Source organism: Pseudomonas sp. PS01303 (assembly GCF_029959385.1).
In the GTDB taxonomy this organism is placed as follows: Bacteria; Pseudomonadota; Gammaproteobacteria; order Pseudomonadales; family Pseudomonadaceae; genus Aquipseudomonas; species Aquipseudomonas rustica.
Genome location: NZ_JASCPK010000033.1, coordinates 1 through 18460 on the forward strand (window position 1 = coordinate 1; position 18460 = coordinate 18460).

The 18460-nt window shown below is 60.6% G+C and carries 15 protein-coding genes; 6 read left to right on the forward strand and 9 right to left on the reverse strand.

All coding sequences use genetic code 11. The annotated features are described in order from the left end of the window. Positions 1–246: 246 nt before the first annotated feature. The 4 genes from QMX93_RS12245 to QMX93_RS12260 all read right to left on the reverse strand — a co-directional run bounded on the left by QMX93_RS12245 (position 247) and on the right by QMX93_RS12260 (position 3948). Positions 247–1299, reverse strand: a complete 1053-nt coding sequence (locus QMX93_RS12245; protein WP_053122726.1) for an AI-2E family transporter — start codon at positions 1297–1299, stop codon at positions 247–249. Between the two features lie 69 nt (positions 1300–1368). Then, positions 1369–2175: a DUF4892 domain-containing protein gene (locus QMX93_RS12250; RefSeq protein ID WP_282356150.1), complete on the reverse strand. Its 807-nt coding sequence runs from the start codon at positions 2173–2175 to the stop codon at positions 1369–1371. A 115-nt stretch (positions 2176–2290) separates the two neighbouring features. Further along, positions 2291–3145, reverse strand: coding sequence for an alpha/beta hydrolase (locus QMX93_RS12255; RefSeq protein WP_282356152.1), 855 nt, complete (start codon positions 3143–3145; stop codon positions 2291–2293). Next, positions 3142–3948 carry an alpha/beta hydrolase gene (locus tag QMX93_RS12260; protein WP_053122732.1) on the reverse strand — a complete coding sequence of 269 codons (807 nt, stop codon included), beginning with the start codon at positions 3946–3948 and terminating at the stop codon, positions 3142–3144. The genes QMX93_RS12255 and QMX93_RS12260 overlap by 4 nt, the downstream gene beginning before the upstream one ends. 210 nt (positions 3949–4158) lie before the next feature. Between QMX93_RS12260 and QMX93_RS12265 the strand changes: the two genes are divergently transcribed. Next, positions 4159–7155, forward strand: coding sequence for an RHS repeat-associated core domain-containing protein (locus QMX93_RS12265; RefSeq protein WP_282356156.1), 2997 nt, complete (start codon positions 4159–4161; stop codon positions 7153–7155). 1 nt (position 7156) lies between these two features. On the opposite strand, the gene QMX93_RS12270 is transcribed toward QMX93_RS12265, so the two are convergent. The 5 genes from QMX93_RS12270 to QMX93_RS12290 form a co-directional block, all read right to left on the reverse strand. Continuing rightward, positions 7157–7600: a hotdog fold thioesterase gene (locus tag QMX93_RS12270; protein ID WP_053122736.1), complete on the reverse strand. Its 444-nt coding sequence runs from the start codon at positions 7598–7600 to the stop codon at positions 7157–7159. Positions 7601–7631: 31 nt separating this feature from the next. Continuing rightward, positions 7632–9287, reverse strand: a complete 1656-nt coding sequence (locus QMX93_RS12275) for an AMP-binding protein (RefSeq protein ID WP_282356160.1) — start codon at positions 9285–9287, stop codon at positions 7632–7634. Positions 9288–9454: 167 nt separating this feature from the next. Beyond that, the gene (gene sixA / locus QMX93_RS12280) at positions 9455–9907 is read right to left on the reverse strand and encodes a phosphohistidine phosphatase SixA (protein WP_053122740.1); all 453 of its coding nucleotides are present in this window, start codon (positions 9905–9907) and stop codon (positions 9455–9457) included. Then, positions 9904–10251 carry a DUF4389 domain-containing protein gene (locus QMX93_RS12285; protein WP_008087808.1) on the reverse strand — a complete coding sequence of 116 codons (348 nt, stop codon included), beginning with the start codon at positions 10249–10251 and terminating at the stop codon, positions 9904–9906. Before QMX93_RS12285 ends, sixA begins: the two co-directional genes overlap by 4 nt. A gap of 21 nt (positions 10252–10272) precedes the next feature. After that, positions 10273–11298 (reverse strand): NAD(P)H-dependent glycerol-3-phosphate dehydrogenase, encoded by a 1026-nt coding sequence (locus QMX93_RS12290; RefSeq protein WP_282356167.1) that lies wholly within the window; start codon positions 11296–11298, stop codon positions 10273–10275. Positions 11299–11494: 196 nt separating this feature from the next. On the opposite strand from QMX93_RS12290, the gene QMX93_RS12295 reads away from it, so the two are divergent. From QMX93_RS12295 to fabB, 5 genes are all read left to right on the forward strand, one after another. Next, a complete protein-coding gene (locus tag QMX93_RS12295; protein WP_282356169.1) occupies positions 11495–13618 on the forward strand; it encodes a TonB-dependent receptor in 2124 nt (707 codons plus the stop codon). A gap of 1 nt (position 13619) precedes the next feature. Beyond that, positions 13620–14549, forward strand: coding sequence for an ABC transporter substrate-binding protein (locus QMX93_RS12300; RefSeq protein WP_282356170.1), 930 nt, complete (start codon positions 13620–13622; stop codon positions 14547–14549). Next, complete coding sequence (locus tag QMX93_RS12305) at positions 14549–16453, forward strand: response regulator (protein WP_053122748.1); 1905 nt, start codon at positions 14549–14551, stop codon at positions 16451–16453. Before QMX93_RS12300 ends, QMX93_RS12305 begins: the two co-directional genes overlap by 1 nt. A 247-nt stretch (positions 16454–16700) precedes the next feature. Then, positions 16701–17216: a 3-hydroxyacyl-[acyl-carrier-protein] dehydratase FabA gene (gene fabA, locus QMX93_RS12310; RefSeq protein ID WP_003172830.1), complete on the forward strand. Its 516-nt coding sequence runs from the start codon at positions 16701–16703 to the stop codon at positions 17214–17216. An 11-nt stretch (positions 17217–17227) separates the two neighbouring features. Then, positions 17228–18448 carry a beta-ketoacyl-ACP synthase I gene (gene fabB / locus QMX93_RS12315; RefSeq protein WP_053122750.1) on the forward strand — a complete coding sequence of 407 codons (1221 nt, stop codon included), beginning with the start codon at positions 17228–17230 and terminating at the stop codon, positions 18446–18448. Positions 18449–18460: the final 12 nt, after the last annotated feature.

Consider the following 18460-nt stretch of genomic DNA (forward strand, 5'->3'; position numbering starts at 1 on the left):
TGATCCGGGGGGGGAGCGCAGCGACCGTTTGGCGCAGCCAAACACATCGAGAGGAGGTGCAGCGAAGCAAACCGTAGGCGATGAACCCCGGATCAATCCCGGAGCGAAGGAACCCGAGCCCCAGCGAGGGCCGAACGTCAGGGCAAAGCCTTTTCGGTTACCTTTTCGGCGTTTGGAAAAGGTGACTCGCCGTAAGGGCGAAACCATAATCAGCCACACCCGCAGCAACGGATATGCCCAAACAACTCAGCGCCGATCCTCAACCCTACCCTGACTCTTACTCCAATCCGTCAACAAACTATAAGCCACCGCCAACAACGTAGGCCCAATAAACAACCCGATAAACCCAAACGCAATCAACCCGCCAAACACCCCAAGCAACACAATCACCAACGGCAAATTCCCCCCGCGGCTGATCAAATACGGCTTGAGCACGTTATCCACGCCACTGATGACAAACGTCCCCCAAATCCCGAGGAACACCGCCATCCCATACTCACCCTTCCACGCCAGCCAGGCCGTCGCCGGCACCCACACCAACGGCGGCCCCATCGGAATCAGACTGAGCAGGAACGTCACAATCCCCAGCACCAGCGCCCCCGGTACCCCGGCAATCAAAAACCCGATCAACGCCAGAACCGCCTGCGCCGCTGCCGTGCCGATCACCCCGTTGACCACCCGCTGCACCGTACCGGCCACCAGCTCGATGTAATACCCGGCGCGATCACCAATCAACCGCTCCAGCAAACCATGAACAAACGCCGCCAGTCGCGGCCCGTCACGGTAGAAAAAGAACACAAACACAATACTCAGCGTCAGCTCAAGAATGCCGCCCCCGATCTGCGCACTGCGCGCCAGCAACCAGTTACCGACCTGCCCCAGATAAGGCTTGATCGACACCATCAGCGCCGCGCCCTGCTGATCAATACTGTCCCAGATGCCGACCAGACGCTCGCCCACCAACGGCACAGTCCCCAGCCACACCGGCGCTTCCGGCAAACCGTCGACCTGCACGTCCTTGATGAAACCCGTGGCATCGCGCACGTGATCTGCCAGGTTGAACCCCAGCCAAACCAGCGGCGCCGCCACCAGCAACATCCAGCCCAACGTCAAAATGGCTGCCGCCAGCGATTCCCGGCCATTGAGCCAGCGGGTCAGCAGGCGCATCAGCGGCCAACTGGCAAACGCCAGCACTGCGCCCCAGAACAGCGCCGACCAGAATGGCGCCATCACCCACAGGCTGGCGCCAAACAACACCAGCAGGAGGATCTGCACCAGCAGGCGATCGTTATTGAGCATGTAAGATTCCGAAAAAGTCAGTCAGGCCAAGAGTAGGCGAACACGCCGCGCGCGCTCGCCCGATACAGCTTATCGCAACAGATCGATGCGCAGGCCAACACCATCGACGCTGCCGGTCTCCATGCGCGCCGCACGTACGCCCTGATTGATCAAGGCCTGACGCCACGCCTCGGCCTTGGGCCCGGACACCGTCACGCGTAACGTCGTGTCGAGATTCAAGCCACGGGAAATCAGCCGCAGCCAAGCGTCATCCGGAGCATCCACGCGGTTCGGAAAATCCAGCTCACCAGTGCTTTTCAATTGACGCAACAAGGTCGCCGAGGTTGGCAACAACTCGCCCAGCGGCGCCGCTGCTTCGAACTGTTCAACGTGCAGATAGGCTTTGCGATTGCCGCGCGTGATGCTGTAAAGCGCCACCAGCGTGTTGTCGCGCGGAGCTGCCAGCCTCAACAGCAAGTACGCCTGCTGTTCATCAGCGCCATAAAGCTTGGAGTTGCCGAACACCTCGTTGGCCCACAGGCTGCTCTCGCCACAATCACGCGCCTGACACCAGAACAGCAACTCGGCATCCTGCTTTTGCAGGGCTTCGCGGGCAGCGGTGAAGGCTTCGGTGGCGGAATGTTCGGGTGGCAACTCATAGGTCACCGCCGTAGTTTGGCCTCGGGCGGTGACCTGGCCGTCAAAGCGCAACTGGCCGCTGATCTTGCGGATCGAGCCCATCGGGTAGATGCGCTCCAGCTCCACCGGAGCGTGATAGTCGACAATCTGCGCATCGGCCAGACGCGGCACCATCTGCAGATCCTGACTGCCGGGCACATCGGCGGCGAATGAAAAGGAACTGAAACAGCACAGCGCCAACAGACTGAGTGACCGCATAGTCAGGCTCATCGGATCGGCATGACTGTGTGATTCGAGGTCGCAGCGGTATAGAAATCCATCGTGGTTGTCTCCCATTTCAACCCGCCCAGCCTCGACAGTTGCCCGCAGCAAGTCAAGGAATGGCGAAGAACCGATTGAAACAGTCTGCGACAAGGTCGGCACCGGCCTCATCGTTCAGGTGCAAATGGTGGCCACCCGGCAGCTGTTCCCGGCTAAAGGGTAGACGTTCCAGCAGCTCCGGATGTTTCGCCAGCATGCCGTCGGCCGCGACGACCAGTTGCGCCGGACAACTGATGCGCGCGACGAAAGCCATCGCCTGTTCCTGGGTAAGACGTAACGGCGACGGCAAGGTCAGGCGATTATCGGTGCGCCAGGTGTAACCGCCCGGCACCGGCATCAAACCGCGCTGGGCCAAGAGTTCGGCCGCCTCACGACTGACCGCCACCAACCCTTTCATCCGTGCCTCGATCGCACGGTCGAGGGTGTTGTAGACCGGTTTGCGCTTCTCACGCAGATCCAGTTGCGCTTGCAGGGCCATGCCCATGCGCTCGGCGGCATTTTCGCCTTTGTCTGTAGGAGGAATCACGCCGTCGATCAGCGCCAGATGGGTGATGCGCTCCGGCAACGAACCCGCCAGCACCAGCGAAACAATCGCGCCCATCGAATGCCCGAGCAGACCGAAACGCTTCCAGCCCAGTTGCTCGGCGACTTGCAGCACGTCATGGGCGTAGTCCCACAGCGCGTAACCGGCGCCGTTCGGACGATGCCCGGAATGGCCGTGCCCGGCCATGTCCAGTGCAATGATGCGCAAGCCTTTGAGCTTCGGTGCCAGCCGCGCGAAGCTATTGGCGTTATCGAGCCAGCCATGCAGGGCGATCACCGGCAGACCGTCCTCGGGGCCGAACAAATGCGCGGCCAGTTCGATATGCGGCAGGCTCAGGCGCACTTCTTCGAAAGTCGGGCTCATGCGCAATCCTTGTCCTGACGGTTTTCCCAGCGCGTGAACAGAGTCTTCAGCAGCCGCGCGGTGTCCTGCGGGCGCTCAAGAGGAAACATGTGGCCGCCGGGCATGCTCAGCGCTTCGCCCTGCGCCAGTCGCGAAACGAACCGCGTGTGATGGCGCATGACCACGCGACTCTTGTGCCCGCGCACCACCGCCAGCGGCACTTGCAATTGCCCGGTGCGGCCAGGGCTGGTGTGCGGCACGCCGCGGTAGATACTGATCTCAGTGGCGGGGTCGAAGCGCAAGCGCAGCTTGTCGCCGACCTTGTGCAAACCGTGTTGCAGATAAGCGTCGAAGCATTCCGGATCAAAGCCACGAAACAGGCTTTTGCCAGCAAAATAGCTGCGCGCACTGTCGAGATCGGCGAACTCTTCTCGGCGGCCCAAGGTGCGACCGGCGGGGGTCAGTTTGTCGATGAAGCCAAAACGCTTGGCCGCACGAATCACCCATTGATCGGTGCGCGTGAGCACCGGCGAATCGAGCATCACCACGCCGCGATACAACTCCGGGCAACGCAGTGCCGCGTGCAGGTGCAGCACGCCGCCAAACGAATGGCCTACGCCCCACACCGGTTGATCTTGCTGCTGCAAATGATGGATCAGCTCATCAACCAGGTTGTACCAGTTGTCATCCGCCGGAAAACGCGGGTCGTGGGCATGCTGCTCGAGATGCGCGACCCGGTATTCGGGCGCCAGCGCCGCGAACAACTTGCCATAGGTGCCCGAAGGGAAGCCGTTGGCGTGGGCGAAAAAGATGGGTTGCGACATACCGGTACATCCATGAGCGGGAAACGTGGCGTTGATTGTCCGCAAGACGGCGCGCGACAGCAATGACCGTAACTGCCAGGAATGATGACAGTCGCGCCACGGCTATGGCAGGCGCCGTTGTGGCACTTGTCAACTGTCACTTCTGTCAGTTGACAGGCGCCCTGCTCAGGCCGATAAAAACCTACCCCCTTTGTCTGGCGCTGGCTGCTCATGACTCACGCGAACACGCCGGCCATTCAAGCGCGCGATCCGAGGGGGCTGCCCGTGCGCAGCGTGTCCTATCATCACCGCGACGCGAGTGCGGCAATTGAAAGCTACGTCACTCAACAGATTTACGATGCATCAGGACGCGCGCTCCAGAGCCGCGATCCGAGACTGTTCCTCCGACATCAACTCGATCCTTCGGCCCCGGCGAATCAGAGCAACGTGTTCAGCCTCTCGGGATCGCCGCTGTTAAATGAAAACACCGACGCCGGCTGGCGCTTGAGCCTGATCGCAGCGGACGGTTTCAGCCTTGAAGGCTGGGATCAGAAACGCAACCACCGACGCACGGGCCTCGATTCGCTGCGCCGCCCGAGCGCGATATTCGAGCACGCAGAGAGCGGGCCTGAACACTGCACGGAGCGTTTCACCTATGGCGATGAATCGACGGAAATCGTCCATAACCGTCGCGGCCGATTGATTCGGCACGACGATACGGCAGGCACCCTGCTTTTTGCGCAATTCAGTCTGACTGGCCTGCTATTGCAATGCGGTCGTGCCTTCTGCGCTGACCCCGTCTGGGCGGTGAACTGGCCGGAAACGCGCGCCGAGCGCGATCACTTTCTGGAAGGAGACCCCGCAACGACGTTCTGCATCTACAACGCCATAGGGGAGTTGATCAGCCAGACCGATGCGCTGGGCAATCGGCAAACACTGTTGCAGGATCGCGTCGGTCAGTTACGCGAAATCCATCTGACGATGGCAGCCAACCCGCAGAGCCAGACGATAGCCAGCGATATTCAGTACAACGCCGAAGGCCATCTGGAACATCAACGTGCAGGGAACGGCGTGGTGTCTCGAGCACGGTTCGGCGCTGATGACGGTCGCCTGCAGCATCTGCTCAGTCAGACAAATGATGACCAGACGGTGCAGGATCTGACGTACGAATATGACGCGAGCGGTAACATCACCCGCATCGCCGATCACGCAGCGCCCGCTCACTTTCACCGCAACCAGCGCACCGAAGCGACCTGTCGCTATCGCTACGACAGTCTCTCGCGCTTGATTGAGGCCAGTGGCCGGCAGATCCGTAACGCCACTGGCGGCCCACAGTTACCGGAGTTTTCCTCGCCTGCCGATCCGGCACAACTGGAAAACTACACGCGCACCTACACCTACGATTGCGCCGGTAATTTACTGCGCATGGAACACCGCGCCGCCAGCGGCAACCGCACCGAACGCACGGCCGTCGCTCACTTCAGTAATCGTAGCCTGGCGGAAAAACCTGACGGCCAGTTGCCGGATGAAGGCGAAATTGCTGCGAGGTACGACGCCAGCGGCAATCGCCTGCTTTTGCAGCATGGACACTATCTGCAATGGGATCGGCGTAATGAATTACGGCAGGTTAGCCAGATCGTCCGTGCCGATGAGCCAGATGACATCGAGTTCTATGTGTATGACGGTGGTGGCCAGCGTCAGCGCAAAATCAGTCAGCGTTTCACCGGCACGCTGACGCGCGATAGTGAAACCCGTTACTTGCCCGGTCTGGAGATTCGCACTGAGCCAGACCAGATTGTCCACGTCATCTCGATCAAGGCCGCACGCGCCACCCTCCAGGTGTTGCATTGGGCGAAAGGCCTGCCGGCGGGCATGGTGCAGGATCAGCAACGCTACAGCTTCAGCGATCACCTGAATTCCAGCACCGTGGAGCTGGACGCACAGGCACAACTGATTTCGCGGGAGGACTATTACCCCTACGGCGAAACCTGTTGGTGGGCCGGGCGCAGTCAGGTCCAAGCCAGTTACAAAACCCTGCGCTATTCGGGCAAAGAGCGTGACGCCACGGGTTTGTATTACTACGGTTTTCGTTACTACGCGCCATGGCTGCAGCGCTGGCTCAATGCTGATCCGCTGGGCACTGCGGACGGCCTGAATCTGTTTGCCATGGTGCATGGCAATCCGGTCGGCAATGTCGATTTTCAGGGGCTGGTCACGGTGACAGAAGGTACCGCGGCGGCGCTGGCCACGTTTGCCCGAGATGGCGTGAGTGCACTGGCCGGAAGCACGGTGAGATATTTTGCCGCCGCAGGATTAGCGCAATGGGCCTCTGGCGACCCGGAATCGCACCCTGATTTCGGCGCCAACGTGGGACTGACCATCGCCGGTAGTCTGGTCGGCGCGGCAGCCGGTGGATCCATGGGTATCGGGTTGGGCAGTCGCGTTGCCAGCCACTACAACCTCGGCCGCACCATACAAATTGCCATGGCCGGTTTTTTTGGCCTTGCCGGCGCCACGATCGGTGCTGCGGCGCCAGCTTATGCATACTTCGCCGACTCGCAGGCAGTAAACCTCACAGCAATCAGTATTCTCGCCAGCACGTCCGGAAACATGACGCGTGAAACCGCGCAACGCGCGCTCGCCAACGTTGGCCCCAGCGTGACAATCGCCCCCTCCGGTATCACAACGGCACTGCGTATGGCCGCTTATGGTGGGTTGCTTTCGGCCAGCGGCGCAGCGCGTGCCGACCTTGCGACCGGTGTCGGGGTGGTCGTCAGCGCCGCCGTCGAAGGCCTGGACGGGGTGTCCATCACAACCATTAATTCCTTGCGAGGAGGGGCATACGTCAGCCCCGAACACAATACGCTCACGCTGCCCAGGCCGGTGGAATGGGTTTACGGCGTATCAACGCGCACCGCCGGCTCAACCCTGACAGCTTCGTTGACATTGCTTGCCACGCCACTGACCAGCGGCATTGCAGACTCCCGATCAAACTCGACTGTGATCTCTGCCCTCGGAACCCCGACCGAGGCGCGCACTTACGTTGGGCAATATGTGGAGCGCGGTGCCTTCGAACTGGTCAGGGCCGACGATGCGGACTTCACGCTGGATCGTTTTACGCCACCGAACAGAATGTGGAGAAACGCCGCACCCGCTGACTACCACCCGGAGACACCGCATGCGGCTGATCTGCCCATGCAATCCTTCACCTTTCGGCGCAGCCATTGACTTACTGCGCAGGCGGCGTCTGCCCCAACGGCACCACCGCCATGGTCAGCCGCGACACGCAACTGGCTTTACCCTCATCGCTGGTCAACCGAATGTCCCAGACATGCGTGGTGCGGCCGATATGAATCGGCTTGGCCACTGCCGTCACCCGACCACTGCGCAAACCACGCAAATGGTTGGCGTTGATCTCCAGCCCCACGCAATAAAACTTGCTGGCATCGATGCACAGGTAACTGGCCATCGAACCGACGCTTTCCGCCAGCACCACCGATGCGCCGCCGTGCAGCAGACCGTACGGTTGATGGGTGCGATGGTCGATGACCATGCTCGCGGTCAGCGATTCTTCGTCGAAAGATTCAAAGCGAATGTCCAGCACTTCGCCGATGGTGTTTTTCTGGATCGCGTTCAACTGCTCGATGTTCGGAGTGGTACGCCACAAACTCATCGCAGACTTCCTTTGTTGTTTTAGTCGTCGCTCAATCCTGCCACAGCACCGCCTCGCTACGCTCGCTCCATTCTTCAAAGCGCGCACCGTAAGTGTCTTCGATGACGTTGCGTTTGATCTTCAAGGTCGGCGTGAGAAAACCGTTTTCCACCGCCCAACTGTCCTTGACCACCACCAGCCGGCGCAGGCGTTCGTGCTTGTCGAGCACGGCGTTGACCTCTTCGAGGAGTTTTTCCAGGCTGGAATGCAGACTCGCCCGGCCCTCCTCCTGATTGACCGTCGACAGCACGCACAAGCCCAGCGGCGCACTCAAACCATCGCCGACCACACAGACCTGTTCGATGCGCGAATGCACTGCCAGGCGATTTTCGATTGGCGCCGGGGCGACGTATTTGCCCTTGCTGGTTTTGAAGATTTCCTTCAGCCGCCCGGTCAGGCGCAAGCGCCCTTCGGCATCCTGTTCGCCCTTGTCGCCGGTGCGCAGGAAGCCATCCTCGGTGAGTGTTTCAGCGGTTTTCTGGGGATCCTTGAAATAGCCGAGCATGGTCGCCTGACTGCGCACCTGCACTTCGCCGGTTTCATCGATGCGCACCTCGACATCCGGACAGGGCTTGCCGATCCAGCCCTGTTTGTATTGCCCCGGCAGGCAGATGTGCGAATAACCGCAACTCTCGGTCATGCCATAAACCTCGAGTACATCGAGGCCGAGTTTCTGATACCAGGTGAGCAAGGTCTGCGGCACCGGCGCCGCGCCGGACAACGCCACGCGCAAGGCATCCAGCCCCAGCCCCGCGAGCACTTTGTGGCCGACGCGTTTGCCAATGAACGGCAGGCCGAGGAGGAAATCCAGACGCTTCGCCGGGATCTTGCTGTACACGCCCATCTGGAATTTGGTCCAGATACGCGGCACGCCGAACATTGCGGTGGGCCGTGCGCGCTGCAAGTCGGTGATAAAGGTGTCGAGGCTTTCGGCGAAGAACACGGTTTGCCCGGTGTAGATTGAGGCCAGTTCCACAAACATCCGTTCGGCAACATGACACAGCGGCAGGTACGACAACAGCCGGTCAGTCTCGTTGAGCCCGAACAGCTGCGTGCCGCGCGTCGTGGCGAAACCGAGATTGGCAAAACTGTGCATCACGCCTTTGGGCAGGCCGGTGGTGCCGGAGGTGTAGATGATCGTCGCCAGTTGCTCGGCGGCGGGACGCGGATCGTCCTGAATCGGTGAGCTGCGCTGCAAGTCAGCCCAACTGAAATCGAAGTCGCCGGGCGGGTGCAGCGGCAGGCTGATGGTCGGCAAATCATCCGGCACGCCTTTGGACATGCTCGGCCAGTCATCGAGTTTGCCGATAAACGCCAGCACGCTTTCAGAGTGGTTGAGCACCTGCGCCACGGAATCGGCGGTGAGATTGGGATAGAGCGGCACCGACACGTGCCCGGCCATCCAGATCGCGAGGTCGGCGATGATCCAGTGCGCGCAGTTTTTCGAGATCAGGGCGATGTGGCTGCCTTGCGGCAACTCGCGAGCGCGCAGCCAATGCGCGGCGCAGCGGGCCTGATGGCCGACGTCGGCCCAGCTCAGGGTCTCGACTTGCCCGCCACCGATGGGCTGCACGAGAAAGCGCTGGCGCGGGTGCCGGGCTTCTCGTTCGTAGAACACGTCCAGCGGCAAACGGAAGGCGGCAGACATGCGACTCGCTCCTGTTTTTTAGGTCTGGAGCAAGCGTAGTCAACCAAGCAAGTGCTTGGTTGGATTTTTTACCAAAAGAAACAAGATCAAAAGATCGCAGCCTTCGGCAGCTCCTACAGGGAAATGCATTCCAATGTAGGAGCTGCCGAAGGCTGCGATCTTTGCTTTTAAGGATGTTTGAGACTGTTAAGGGTCATAGAGCCAATCAGCAACTCAGGGCTTTCCAGCTCGGCCAACCCGGCAGTGCTGACCTTCTCCGGCGGATAACCGGCGCCATGCTGCAAATAGCTGAGCAGATTGCCCACCAACGGATTGTGGCTGACCAGCAGCACATTGCTCACCGAGACCAATTGATCGGTGACCTTGTCCGGATCAACCTCCGGCGTCAGCCATTCAACCGTACGAATCTCCGGCTCAAAACCCAGTGCCTCGCGCACAATCTGCGCGGTCTGCTGCGCACGCAAATACGGGCTGGCGTAGATCGCCGTCAGCGGCTGGCCGATCAAATGGGCAGCGCTGCTCAAAGCTTCTTTGCGACCGTGGTCGGTCAGCTCCCGTTCGGAGTCGGGGCACGAGCCGTAAGGCACCGCTTCACCGTGACGCAATACCCAGAGTTTCATAGTTTGGGTTCCTCATCTCGAACCGGATGCGGTGCCGGCGCGACGGCGTGAGGCGCTTCACCTTCCGGGGTACGCGGCGTTGGCCAGTCGGCGAACGGCCACGGTTTCTGGTCGCTGTGGAAACTGCCGAAACGGCCGATCTGCGCCAGAAACTGGCTCAGGCTGTCGCCGAAATTCATCAGGCTGGCGCTCGGCGCCCCATAGATCAAACGATAGATCAGTTGCACCAGCACCACCGCGCCGAGGATGAACTGCGCCACTTGCCAGACCAGTACGTAAACGATCATCCACAGCACACGCAGAAGGATGGATTCGTACTTGGCTTCGGTTTTCGGATCGTTCATGGCTTGCTACTCCCGGCTCACTCAGTTGAAACCGCTGGTGGAAATAAAGTCGACGTCGGTTTTCGGCTCGGCGCGCATCAGTAGACCGATGACCTGCTCCAGCGTGCGTCCTTCGAACAGGATCGCGTGCAGCCCGGCGACCAGCGGCATGTACACGCCGACTTCCTGCGACTTGGCCTTGAGCACTTTCAGCGTATTTACGCCTTCGGCGACTTCACCGAGACGCGACACCGCTTCATCAAGGCTCAGACCCTGACCGAGGGCGAAACCGACCTGATAGTTGCGGCTCTTCGGCGACGAACAGGTGACGATCAAATCGCCGACACCGGCCAGGCCGAGGAAGGTCATCGGATTCGCGCCCTGATTCACCGCAAACCGGGTCATCTCCGCGAGGGCACGGGTGATCAGCATGCTTTTGGTGTTCTCACCCATCTCCAGCGCCACCGCCATGCCGGCGATGATCGCGTAGACGTTTTTCAACGCCCCGCCCAACTCGACACCAAAACGGTCGGCGCTCGCATAAACGCGGAAGGTGCGACCGTGCAGCGCGGCTTGCACGGCTTTGCACAGATCTTCGTCTTCACTGGCGACCACCGTGGCGGTCAGCGCGTGCTCGGCGATTTCGCGCGCCAGGTTCGGCCCGGACAGCACGCCGATGCGCGCTTGCGGGGCGATCTCTTCGAGAATCTGGCTCATCAGTTTGAAGGTCTGCGCCTCGATGCCTTTGGTCAGGCTGACCAGCATCTTGCCGCTGAGGCGCTCGGCGTGGGCAGCGAGCACCGTGCGCAGCGCGCTGGACGGCAGCGCGACAAAGCACAACTCACAGGCGTCGAGCGTGGCTTGCAGGTCGGTGACCGCAGTCACGCCCGGCAGAATCTTGATGCCTTTGAGGTAACGCGGGTTTTCGCGATTGACCCGGATGGCTTCAGCCTGTTCGGGGTCACGCATCCACTGCAGGACTTGATGGCCGTTCTCGGCCAGTAAATTGGCCACGGCGGTACCAAAACTTCCGCCTCCCAGGACCGCAATCGGGCGCTGTTCAGTCATATGCAATCCGTTAATCCATACCAGTGGCGATGGCGGCATTATACGGGGCGACCCGGTCGCGGCCAGCCCCCGCAACAATTACCGACACTTGTAGGAAGAAGACCAATAAAACCTAGGAAAATGCCCGCAACGTGACTGGAAAAGTCGCTGTCCTCGGTTAACATGCGCGCCAATTCTTTGCTTTCAAGGCTGTGTCGTGTCCGTCGGTTCCCCTCCTCCGCGTTCGTCACTGTTGCTGGCGCTGTTATTCAGCCCGGTGGTGCTGGCAGACGACCTGTTCATCGACAGCGAAACGCTGCCGCAGGTGCTGACCGCCACGCGTTTGAAGCAGACGCCGGCGGAAGTGCCGGGAAGCATGACCGTACTCGACAGCGAATTGATCAACGCCAGCGGCGCTCGCGACATCAGCGAACTGCTGCGGCTGGTGCCGGGAATGATGGTCGGCAACATCAGCGGCAATCAGGCGGCGGTCAATTACCACGGCACCAACGCCACCGAAGCGCGGCGCATGCAAGTGCTGATCGACGGCCGTTCGGTGTACCGCGCCGGTTTGGCCACGGTGGACTGGAGCGATATTCCGGTGGCCATGGAAGACATCGAGCGAATCGAAGTCTTTCGCGGCCCGAACACCGTCAGCTACGGCGCCAACGCGCTGATGGCGGTGGTCAACATCATCACCCGTCACCCGGCGGACAGTCACGGCACGCGACTGAAAATCACCCGTGGCCAGCGCGGCATCAATGATTTCTATGCCAGTCAGGGCACCGGTTGGAATGGCGGCGATCTGCGCCTGTCGTTGTCCGGTCAGGAAGATGACGGTTTCGACAGCGATCGCCGTGGCGACGACTATCGCGACAGCCGCCGCTTGAACCGCTTCAGCCTCGCGGTCAGCCACACCCTCAGCGATAACCAGAGCCTCGACTGGCAGGTCAACGCCAAGGACGGCACCAACCAGCGGCCCTACACCTACCACCCGGTGTTCTCGGGGATTACCGCGGCCGGGAACAATTCCGACGTGGTGGCGAAGGATTACGCTGGTTCGGTGCGCTGGAATCTCGACATCAATCCCGAGCACAGCCTTTATGTACAAGCCTCGGCGCAACACTGGGATCGTCAGCAAACCTGGCGCGCCTGTGATGCCGAAGTGTCGTTCAGCCCTGAGTTGACGCAACTGTGGCAGCTCAACCCGAATTACACCGAACGCCTGGCGCGCAACATCACCCAGTTCACCGGCCCCGGTGCCGCGCCCGGTACGCCGCAGGAAATGGCCCTGGCCAACCAAGTGCTCGATCAATGGCGCAACGGTGCCAGCCGAACCCTGTGCGGTGACATCGACCAGAGCGCCCGCGAATCGCGCTACGACCTCGAATTGCAGGACACCCTCAGCCTGTCCGACAGCCTGCGTCTGGTCAGCGGCATGAACTATCGTTACGACCGCGCCGACTCCGAAACCTATTTCAACGGCACACTGGACGACACCACCTGGCGCGCGTTCGGCCAACTGGAATGGCGCGCGACAGAACACTGGTTGTTGCAGGGCGGCGCGATGTTCGAGGACACGCAACTGATCGGCAGTTCGCTAACCCCGCGTTTCGCGTTCAACTACCTGATCAATCCGCGCCACAGCCTGCGCGCGGTGTACTCGGAAGCGATCCGCTCGCCGGACATGTTCGAAAACAACGTCAACTGGAGCTATCAGGTGAGCAACCTGCGGCCCTCGGCCTACGGCCAGTCTTCGGCGCGTTATTTCGTCAAGACCCGTGGCCCGGGCGATCTTGATCAGGAACACATGCGCTCGCGCGAGTTGGGCTACAACGGCTATTTCGCCGAGCTCGGCCTGGCCCTCGACGTGAAACTGTTCTACGACGAAATCACCGGGATGATCAGCGAGCCGTTGCGCAACAATCAGTACATCGCCAGCAACGCCAACAGCTCACGTTTTCGCGGCACTGAAACCCAGCTCGACTGGCGCGTGAGCCGGGCCGACCGTTTGCGCTTCACGTATGCCTTCGTCGATGCCGAGGCGAGTAATCCACTGGATCAGCAATTCACTTCGCGCAACAGCGGTTCCGCCGGCTGGCTGCGCGACTGGGGCCACGGCTGGAACAGTGCCCTCTTCTATTACGGCGACAACGCCCTCAACGGCTACCGCTTCGAACGGGTCGACACGCGCATCGCCAAACGCATCGCGCTGGGCAAGGCGCAGTTGCAACTGGCCGGCGTGCTGCAACAGCGCCTCGACCATGAGCCGACCACTTTCGTTGACAACAACTACGACGAGCGCCGAGTCATGTACTTCAGCGCCGAGTTGGAGTTCTAGGATGCGATCGGGCACGTCACGGAAGACGCCAACCCTGGGCCAATGGCTGGCCGGGCTCTGCCTGTTTTTGACCGCGTGGCTGCACGGCGTCGGGGTGCAAGCCGCCGACATTCTGTTGACCGGCACCGAAGAAAGCCCCGGTGTGCAGGCGTTCGTCGAAGCGCTGAGCGAATTGCGCCCGACAGATAACGTGCGTTTTCAGCCACTGGCAAGCCTGCCGGCACCGGGTAAATTACCGTTCAGCCTGCGGCTTATCCTGCTTGACCTGCCCGCGCTGGACTGGCGCCTGCAAGATGCCCAAGGCCCGGCAACGCTGGTGCTGCGCATCAGCCGTCTGCAAGCACGGCAACGTTTTGGCACAGCGCAACCACCGCACCTGAGCCTGTTGTGGAGCGATCCGCCGCTGGCTCGCCAGTTGCAATTGATCCGACGGATTCTGCCGCAGGCCAAGCGGGTCGGCGTGCTGTTCGATGAGCACAGCGAATTCCTCCTCAAGGAATTGAACATGGTTGCCGAGCCGCTGAATTTGCAGATCTTCAGCCAGCGCTGGGACAACACCAACGACAGTCGCCCCTTGCAAATCGTCCTGAAAAACAGCGACGTGCTGCTCGGCCTCGACGACCCCGACCTGTACAACCCGAAAACCGCGAAGAACCTGTTGCTCAGCAGCTACGCGCGGCACGTTGCGCTAATTGGACCGAATGCCGCTTTTGTGCGCGCCGGCAGCCTCGCCAGCAGTTACAGCGACCAGAGCGACTGGCTGGCGATTCTGGATGATTTGCTCGACCAGCCCACCACGCGCTGGCCGCGAACCCTCTATCCCGAACGTTTTAAAGTCTCAAGTAATGCGCAGGTGGCGCGTTCCTTAGGGATCGAACCGTTGAATGAAGCGTCTGTCGCCAGAACGCTGGCTGAAGGAGAACGCCACTGATGAGTTTCCGTCGCCGTTGGGACATCAACACCCGCACTCAGCTGATCAGCTTGGGCCCGGCGCTGTTGCTGACCTTGTTGCTGATCAGCTTCTTCACCTTTGTGCGCATTCAGGATTTGCGTCAGGAGCTGACTCACACCGGTCAGTTGATCGCCAACCAACTGGCGCCAGCCACCGAATACGGGGTGATTTCCGGCAACAATGAAGTGCTGGAAAGTCTGCTCAGGGCCACGCTGGCCACGCCGAATGTGCGTTTCCTTGAGGTGCAGGACAGCGCCAACCGGATTCTGGTGTACGTCGAGCAACCGGCGGCGTCCCACAGCCAACCGCATCAGGTCGAGGTGTTTCAGGCGCCGGTGCGATTGCAACGGATCGCTCTGCACAATGATTTTTTCCAGGACACCAAAGCCAATAACGCGGCGGCCGGCGAGGATTATCTGGGGCGGGTGATCGTCGGTCTGTCCAACGATGCCTTTAATCAGCGTCAGCAGGAAATTCTGCTCAAGGCCGGAATTCTCGCGCTGTTTGCCCTGCTCTTCACCTTCGTATTGGCGCGGCGTCTGGCCGGCAGTCTGTCGCAGCCGATCCGCGACATCGGCAATGCGGTCAAGGCGATTCAGGAAGGCGAGTACAAAACTCCGCTGCCGATTGTCGATGACACCGAACTCGGCGCGCTGTCGCAGCACATCAATAACCTTGCCCAAGCACTGGAACAGGCCAGCCGCGAACAGCATCAGGCGATGGCGCAATTGATCCAGACCCGCGAGGAAGCGGAGAAGGCCAACAACGCCAAATCCGACTTTCTGGCGATGATGAGCCATGAACTGCGCACGCCCATGAACGGCGTACTCGGCATGCTGCAACTGCTGGAAACCACTGAGATGACCGAGGAGCAGGTCGAGTACGCCGCCCTCGCCTCCGAGTCCACCGAACACTTGCTGAAAGTCATCAACGATATTCTCGATTTCTCACGGATCGAACGTTCGGAACTGGAGCTGGAACATATTCCGTTCAACCTCGCCGAGTTGATCAGTGCCTGCGCGCAGTCGTTCCAGCACAGCGCCGTGCAACGGGGTCTGGCGTTGAATCTGCGGGTTCCCGAAGACATGCGCGGCTTGCAGGTACAGGGCGATCCGACGCGGATCCGGCAGATTCTGGTCAACCTGGTCGGCAATGCGCTGAAGTTCACCGAACAGGGCCGGGTCAGCATCGAGGCGCAGTGGCAGTCGCTGGATCACGAACTGCTGTGGTTCACCTGCTCGGTGCGCGACAGCGGCATCGGTATTTCGTCGGAGAGTCTGGAGCTGATGTTCAACGCGTTCCAGCAGGCGGACAGTTCAATTTCACGGCGTTACGGCGGTACCGGCCTCGGTTTGCCGATCGCGCGAACGCTGGCCGAGCGCATGGGCGGCACATTGCGCGCGCAAAGCGAGGAAGGCCGCGGCTCGGTGTTTACCCTAGAGATTCCGCTGGCGCTGTCGAAGCAGGCGTTGCCTCAACTAACCGCGCCACGCACGCTGAATGGCGACGGCCACGGTGAAGGGCGCAATGTGCTGCTGGTCGAGGACAACCCGGTCAATCAAACGGTGATTGAAGCGATGCTGCGCAGTCTGGGCTTTACTGTCAGCGTGGCCACCGACGGCGCGCAAGCGGTGCGCAGTGCCGAAGAAAATGATTTCGAAGTGATTCTGATGGATTGCCGCTTGCCGATTATCGACGGCTACGAGGCGACTCGGCAGATTCGCTGTCTGCCCGGGCGCACCGACGTGCCGATCATCGCGCTGACTGCCAACGCTTTGCAGGGCGACCGCGAAACCTGCCTGCAGGCGGGTATGAACGATTATCTGGCGAAGCCGTTCAAACGTAATGATCTGCAGCAGATTCTGCAGCGCTGGGTGTCGTAGAGTGGGCCTTTCGACCATCTGCGACTGGCGTGAAAAGCGAAAGTGCGGCAGTCTTAGGCACCCGAACGAGCCTCAAAAGGGGCTTGATTAAAAATTTCAGTGCACAAGTGTACATTCATGTCCTTGGTGCTGTGACTTTCACCACAACGCAATAGTCTATGAGTAGGCTGCCGGTTCGAGGCATGAACGCTTCGAACGGTCGGGAAGATTTGCCCCACCTGCCGCATGGGATTATTGAGGAGCTCGCATGACCAAACAAAACGCCTTTACTCGGGAAGATCTGCTGCGCTGCAGTCGCGGTGAGCTGTTCGGCCCAGGTAACGCGCAACTGCCCGCCCCGAACATGCTGATGGTGGATCGCATCACCCATATCAGTGAAGAGGGTGGCAAGTACGGCAAAGGTGAATTGGTCGCCGAACTGGATATCAACCCTGACCTGTGGTTCTTCGCGTGCCACTTCGAAGGCGATCCGGTGATGCCGGGCTGCCTGGGTCTGGACGCCATGTGGCAACTGGTCGGCTTCTTCCTGGGCTGGCAAGGCCTGCCGGGCCGTGGCCGTGCGCTGGGTTCGGGCGAAGTGAAATTCTTCGGTCAGGTACTGCCGACCGCCAAGAAAGTCACTTACAACATTCAAATCAAGCGCGTCCTCAAGGGCAAGCTGAACCTGGCCATCGCCGACGGTTCGGTGTCTGTTGACGGTCGCGAAATCTACACCGCCGAAGGCCTTCGCGTCGGCGTGTTCACCTCCACTGACAACTTCTAAGGGTTATTCGCATGCGCCGCGTCGTTATCACTGGTCTGGGCATTGTTTCGTGCCTGGGCAATGACAAAGAGACCGTCTCCGCTAACCTGCGTGCAAGCCGCCCTGGCATCCGGTTCAACCCGGAATATGCCGAAATGGGTCTGCGTAGCCAGGTTTCCGGCTCCATCGACCTCAACCTTGAAGAGCTGATCGATCGCAAGATCTATCGCTTCGTCGGCCACGCAGCGGCTTACGCCTACCTGGCCATGAAAGACGCCATTGCTGACTCCGGCCTGACCGAAGAGCAAGTGTCCAACCCGCGTACCGGCCTCGTTGCTGGCTCCGGTGGTGCTTCCACGCTGAACCAGATGGAAGCGCTGGACATCCTGCGCGAGAAAGGCGTGAAGCGCGTTGGCCCATACCGTGTAACGCGGACCATGAGCAGCACCGTTTCCGCTTGCCTGGCCACGCCATTCAAGATCAAAGGCCTGAACTACTCCATCGCTTCTGCCTGCGCCACCAGTGCTCACTGCATCGGTACCGCCATGGAACAGATTCAGATGGGCAAGCAGGACATCGTCTTCGCCGGTGGCGGTGAAGAAGAGCACTGGAGCCAGTCGTTCCTGTTCGACGCCATGGGCGCTCTGTCCAGCAAGCGTAACGACACTCCGGAACTGGCTTCCCGTGCCTACGACAAAGACCGTGACGGTTTCGTCATCGCTGGCGGTGGCGGCATGGTCGTGGTTGAAGAGCTGGAACACGCTCTGGCCCGTGGCGCGAAAATCTACGCCGAAATCGTTGGCTACGGCGCGACGTCCGACGGCTACGACATGGTTGCCCCAAGCGGCGAAGGCGCGATCCGCTGCATGCAGATGGCGATGTCCACCGTTGATACCCCGATCGACTACCTGAACACCCACGGCACTTCGACTCCGGTCGGCGACGTTGCGGAAATGAAAGGTGTGCGTGAAGTGTTCGGCGACAAGGCACCTGCGATCAGCTCGACCAAGAGCCTGTCCGGTCACTCCCTGGGCGCTGCCGGCGTTCACGAAGCGATCTACTGCATGCTGATGATGGAAGGCAACTTCATTGCCGGCTCCGCCAACATCGACGAGCTGGATCCTGAAGTGGCCGATCTGCCGGTGCTGACCAAGACCCGCGAGAACGCCACCATCAACACCGTGATGAGCAACAGCTTCGGCTTCGGCGGCACCAACGCCACGCTGGTACTGAAGCGCTGGGAAGGCAAGTAATTCCCCGAGCTT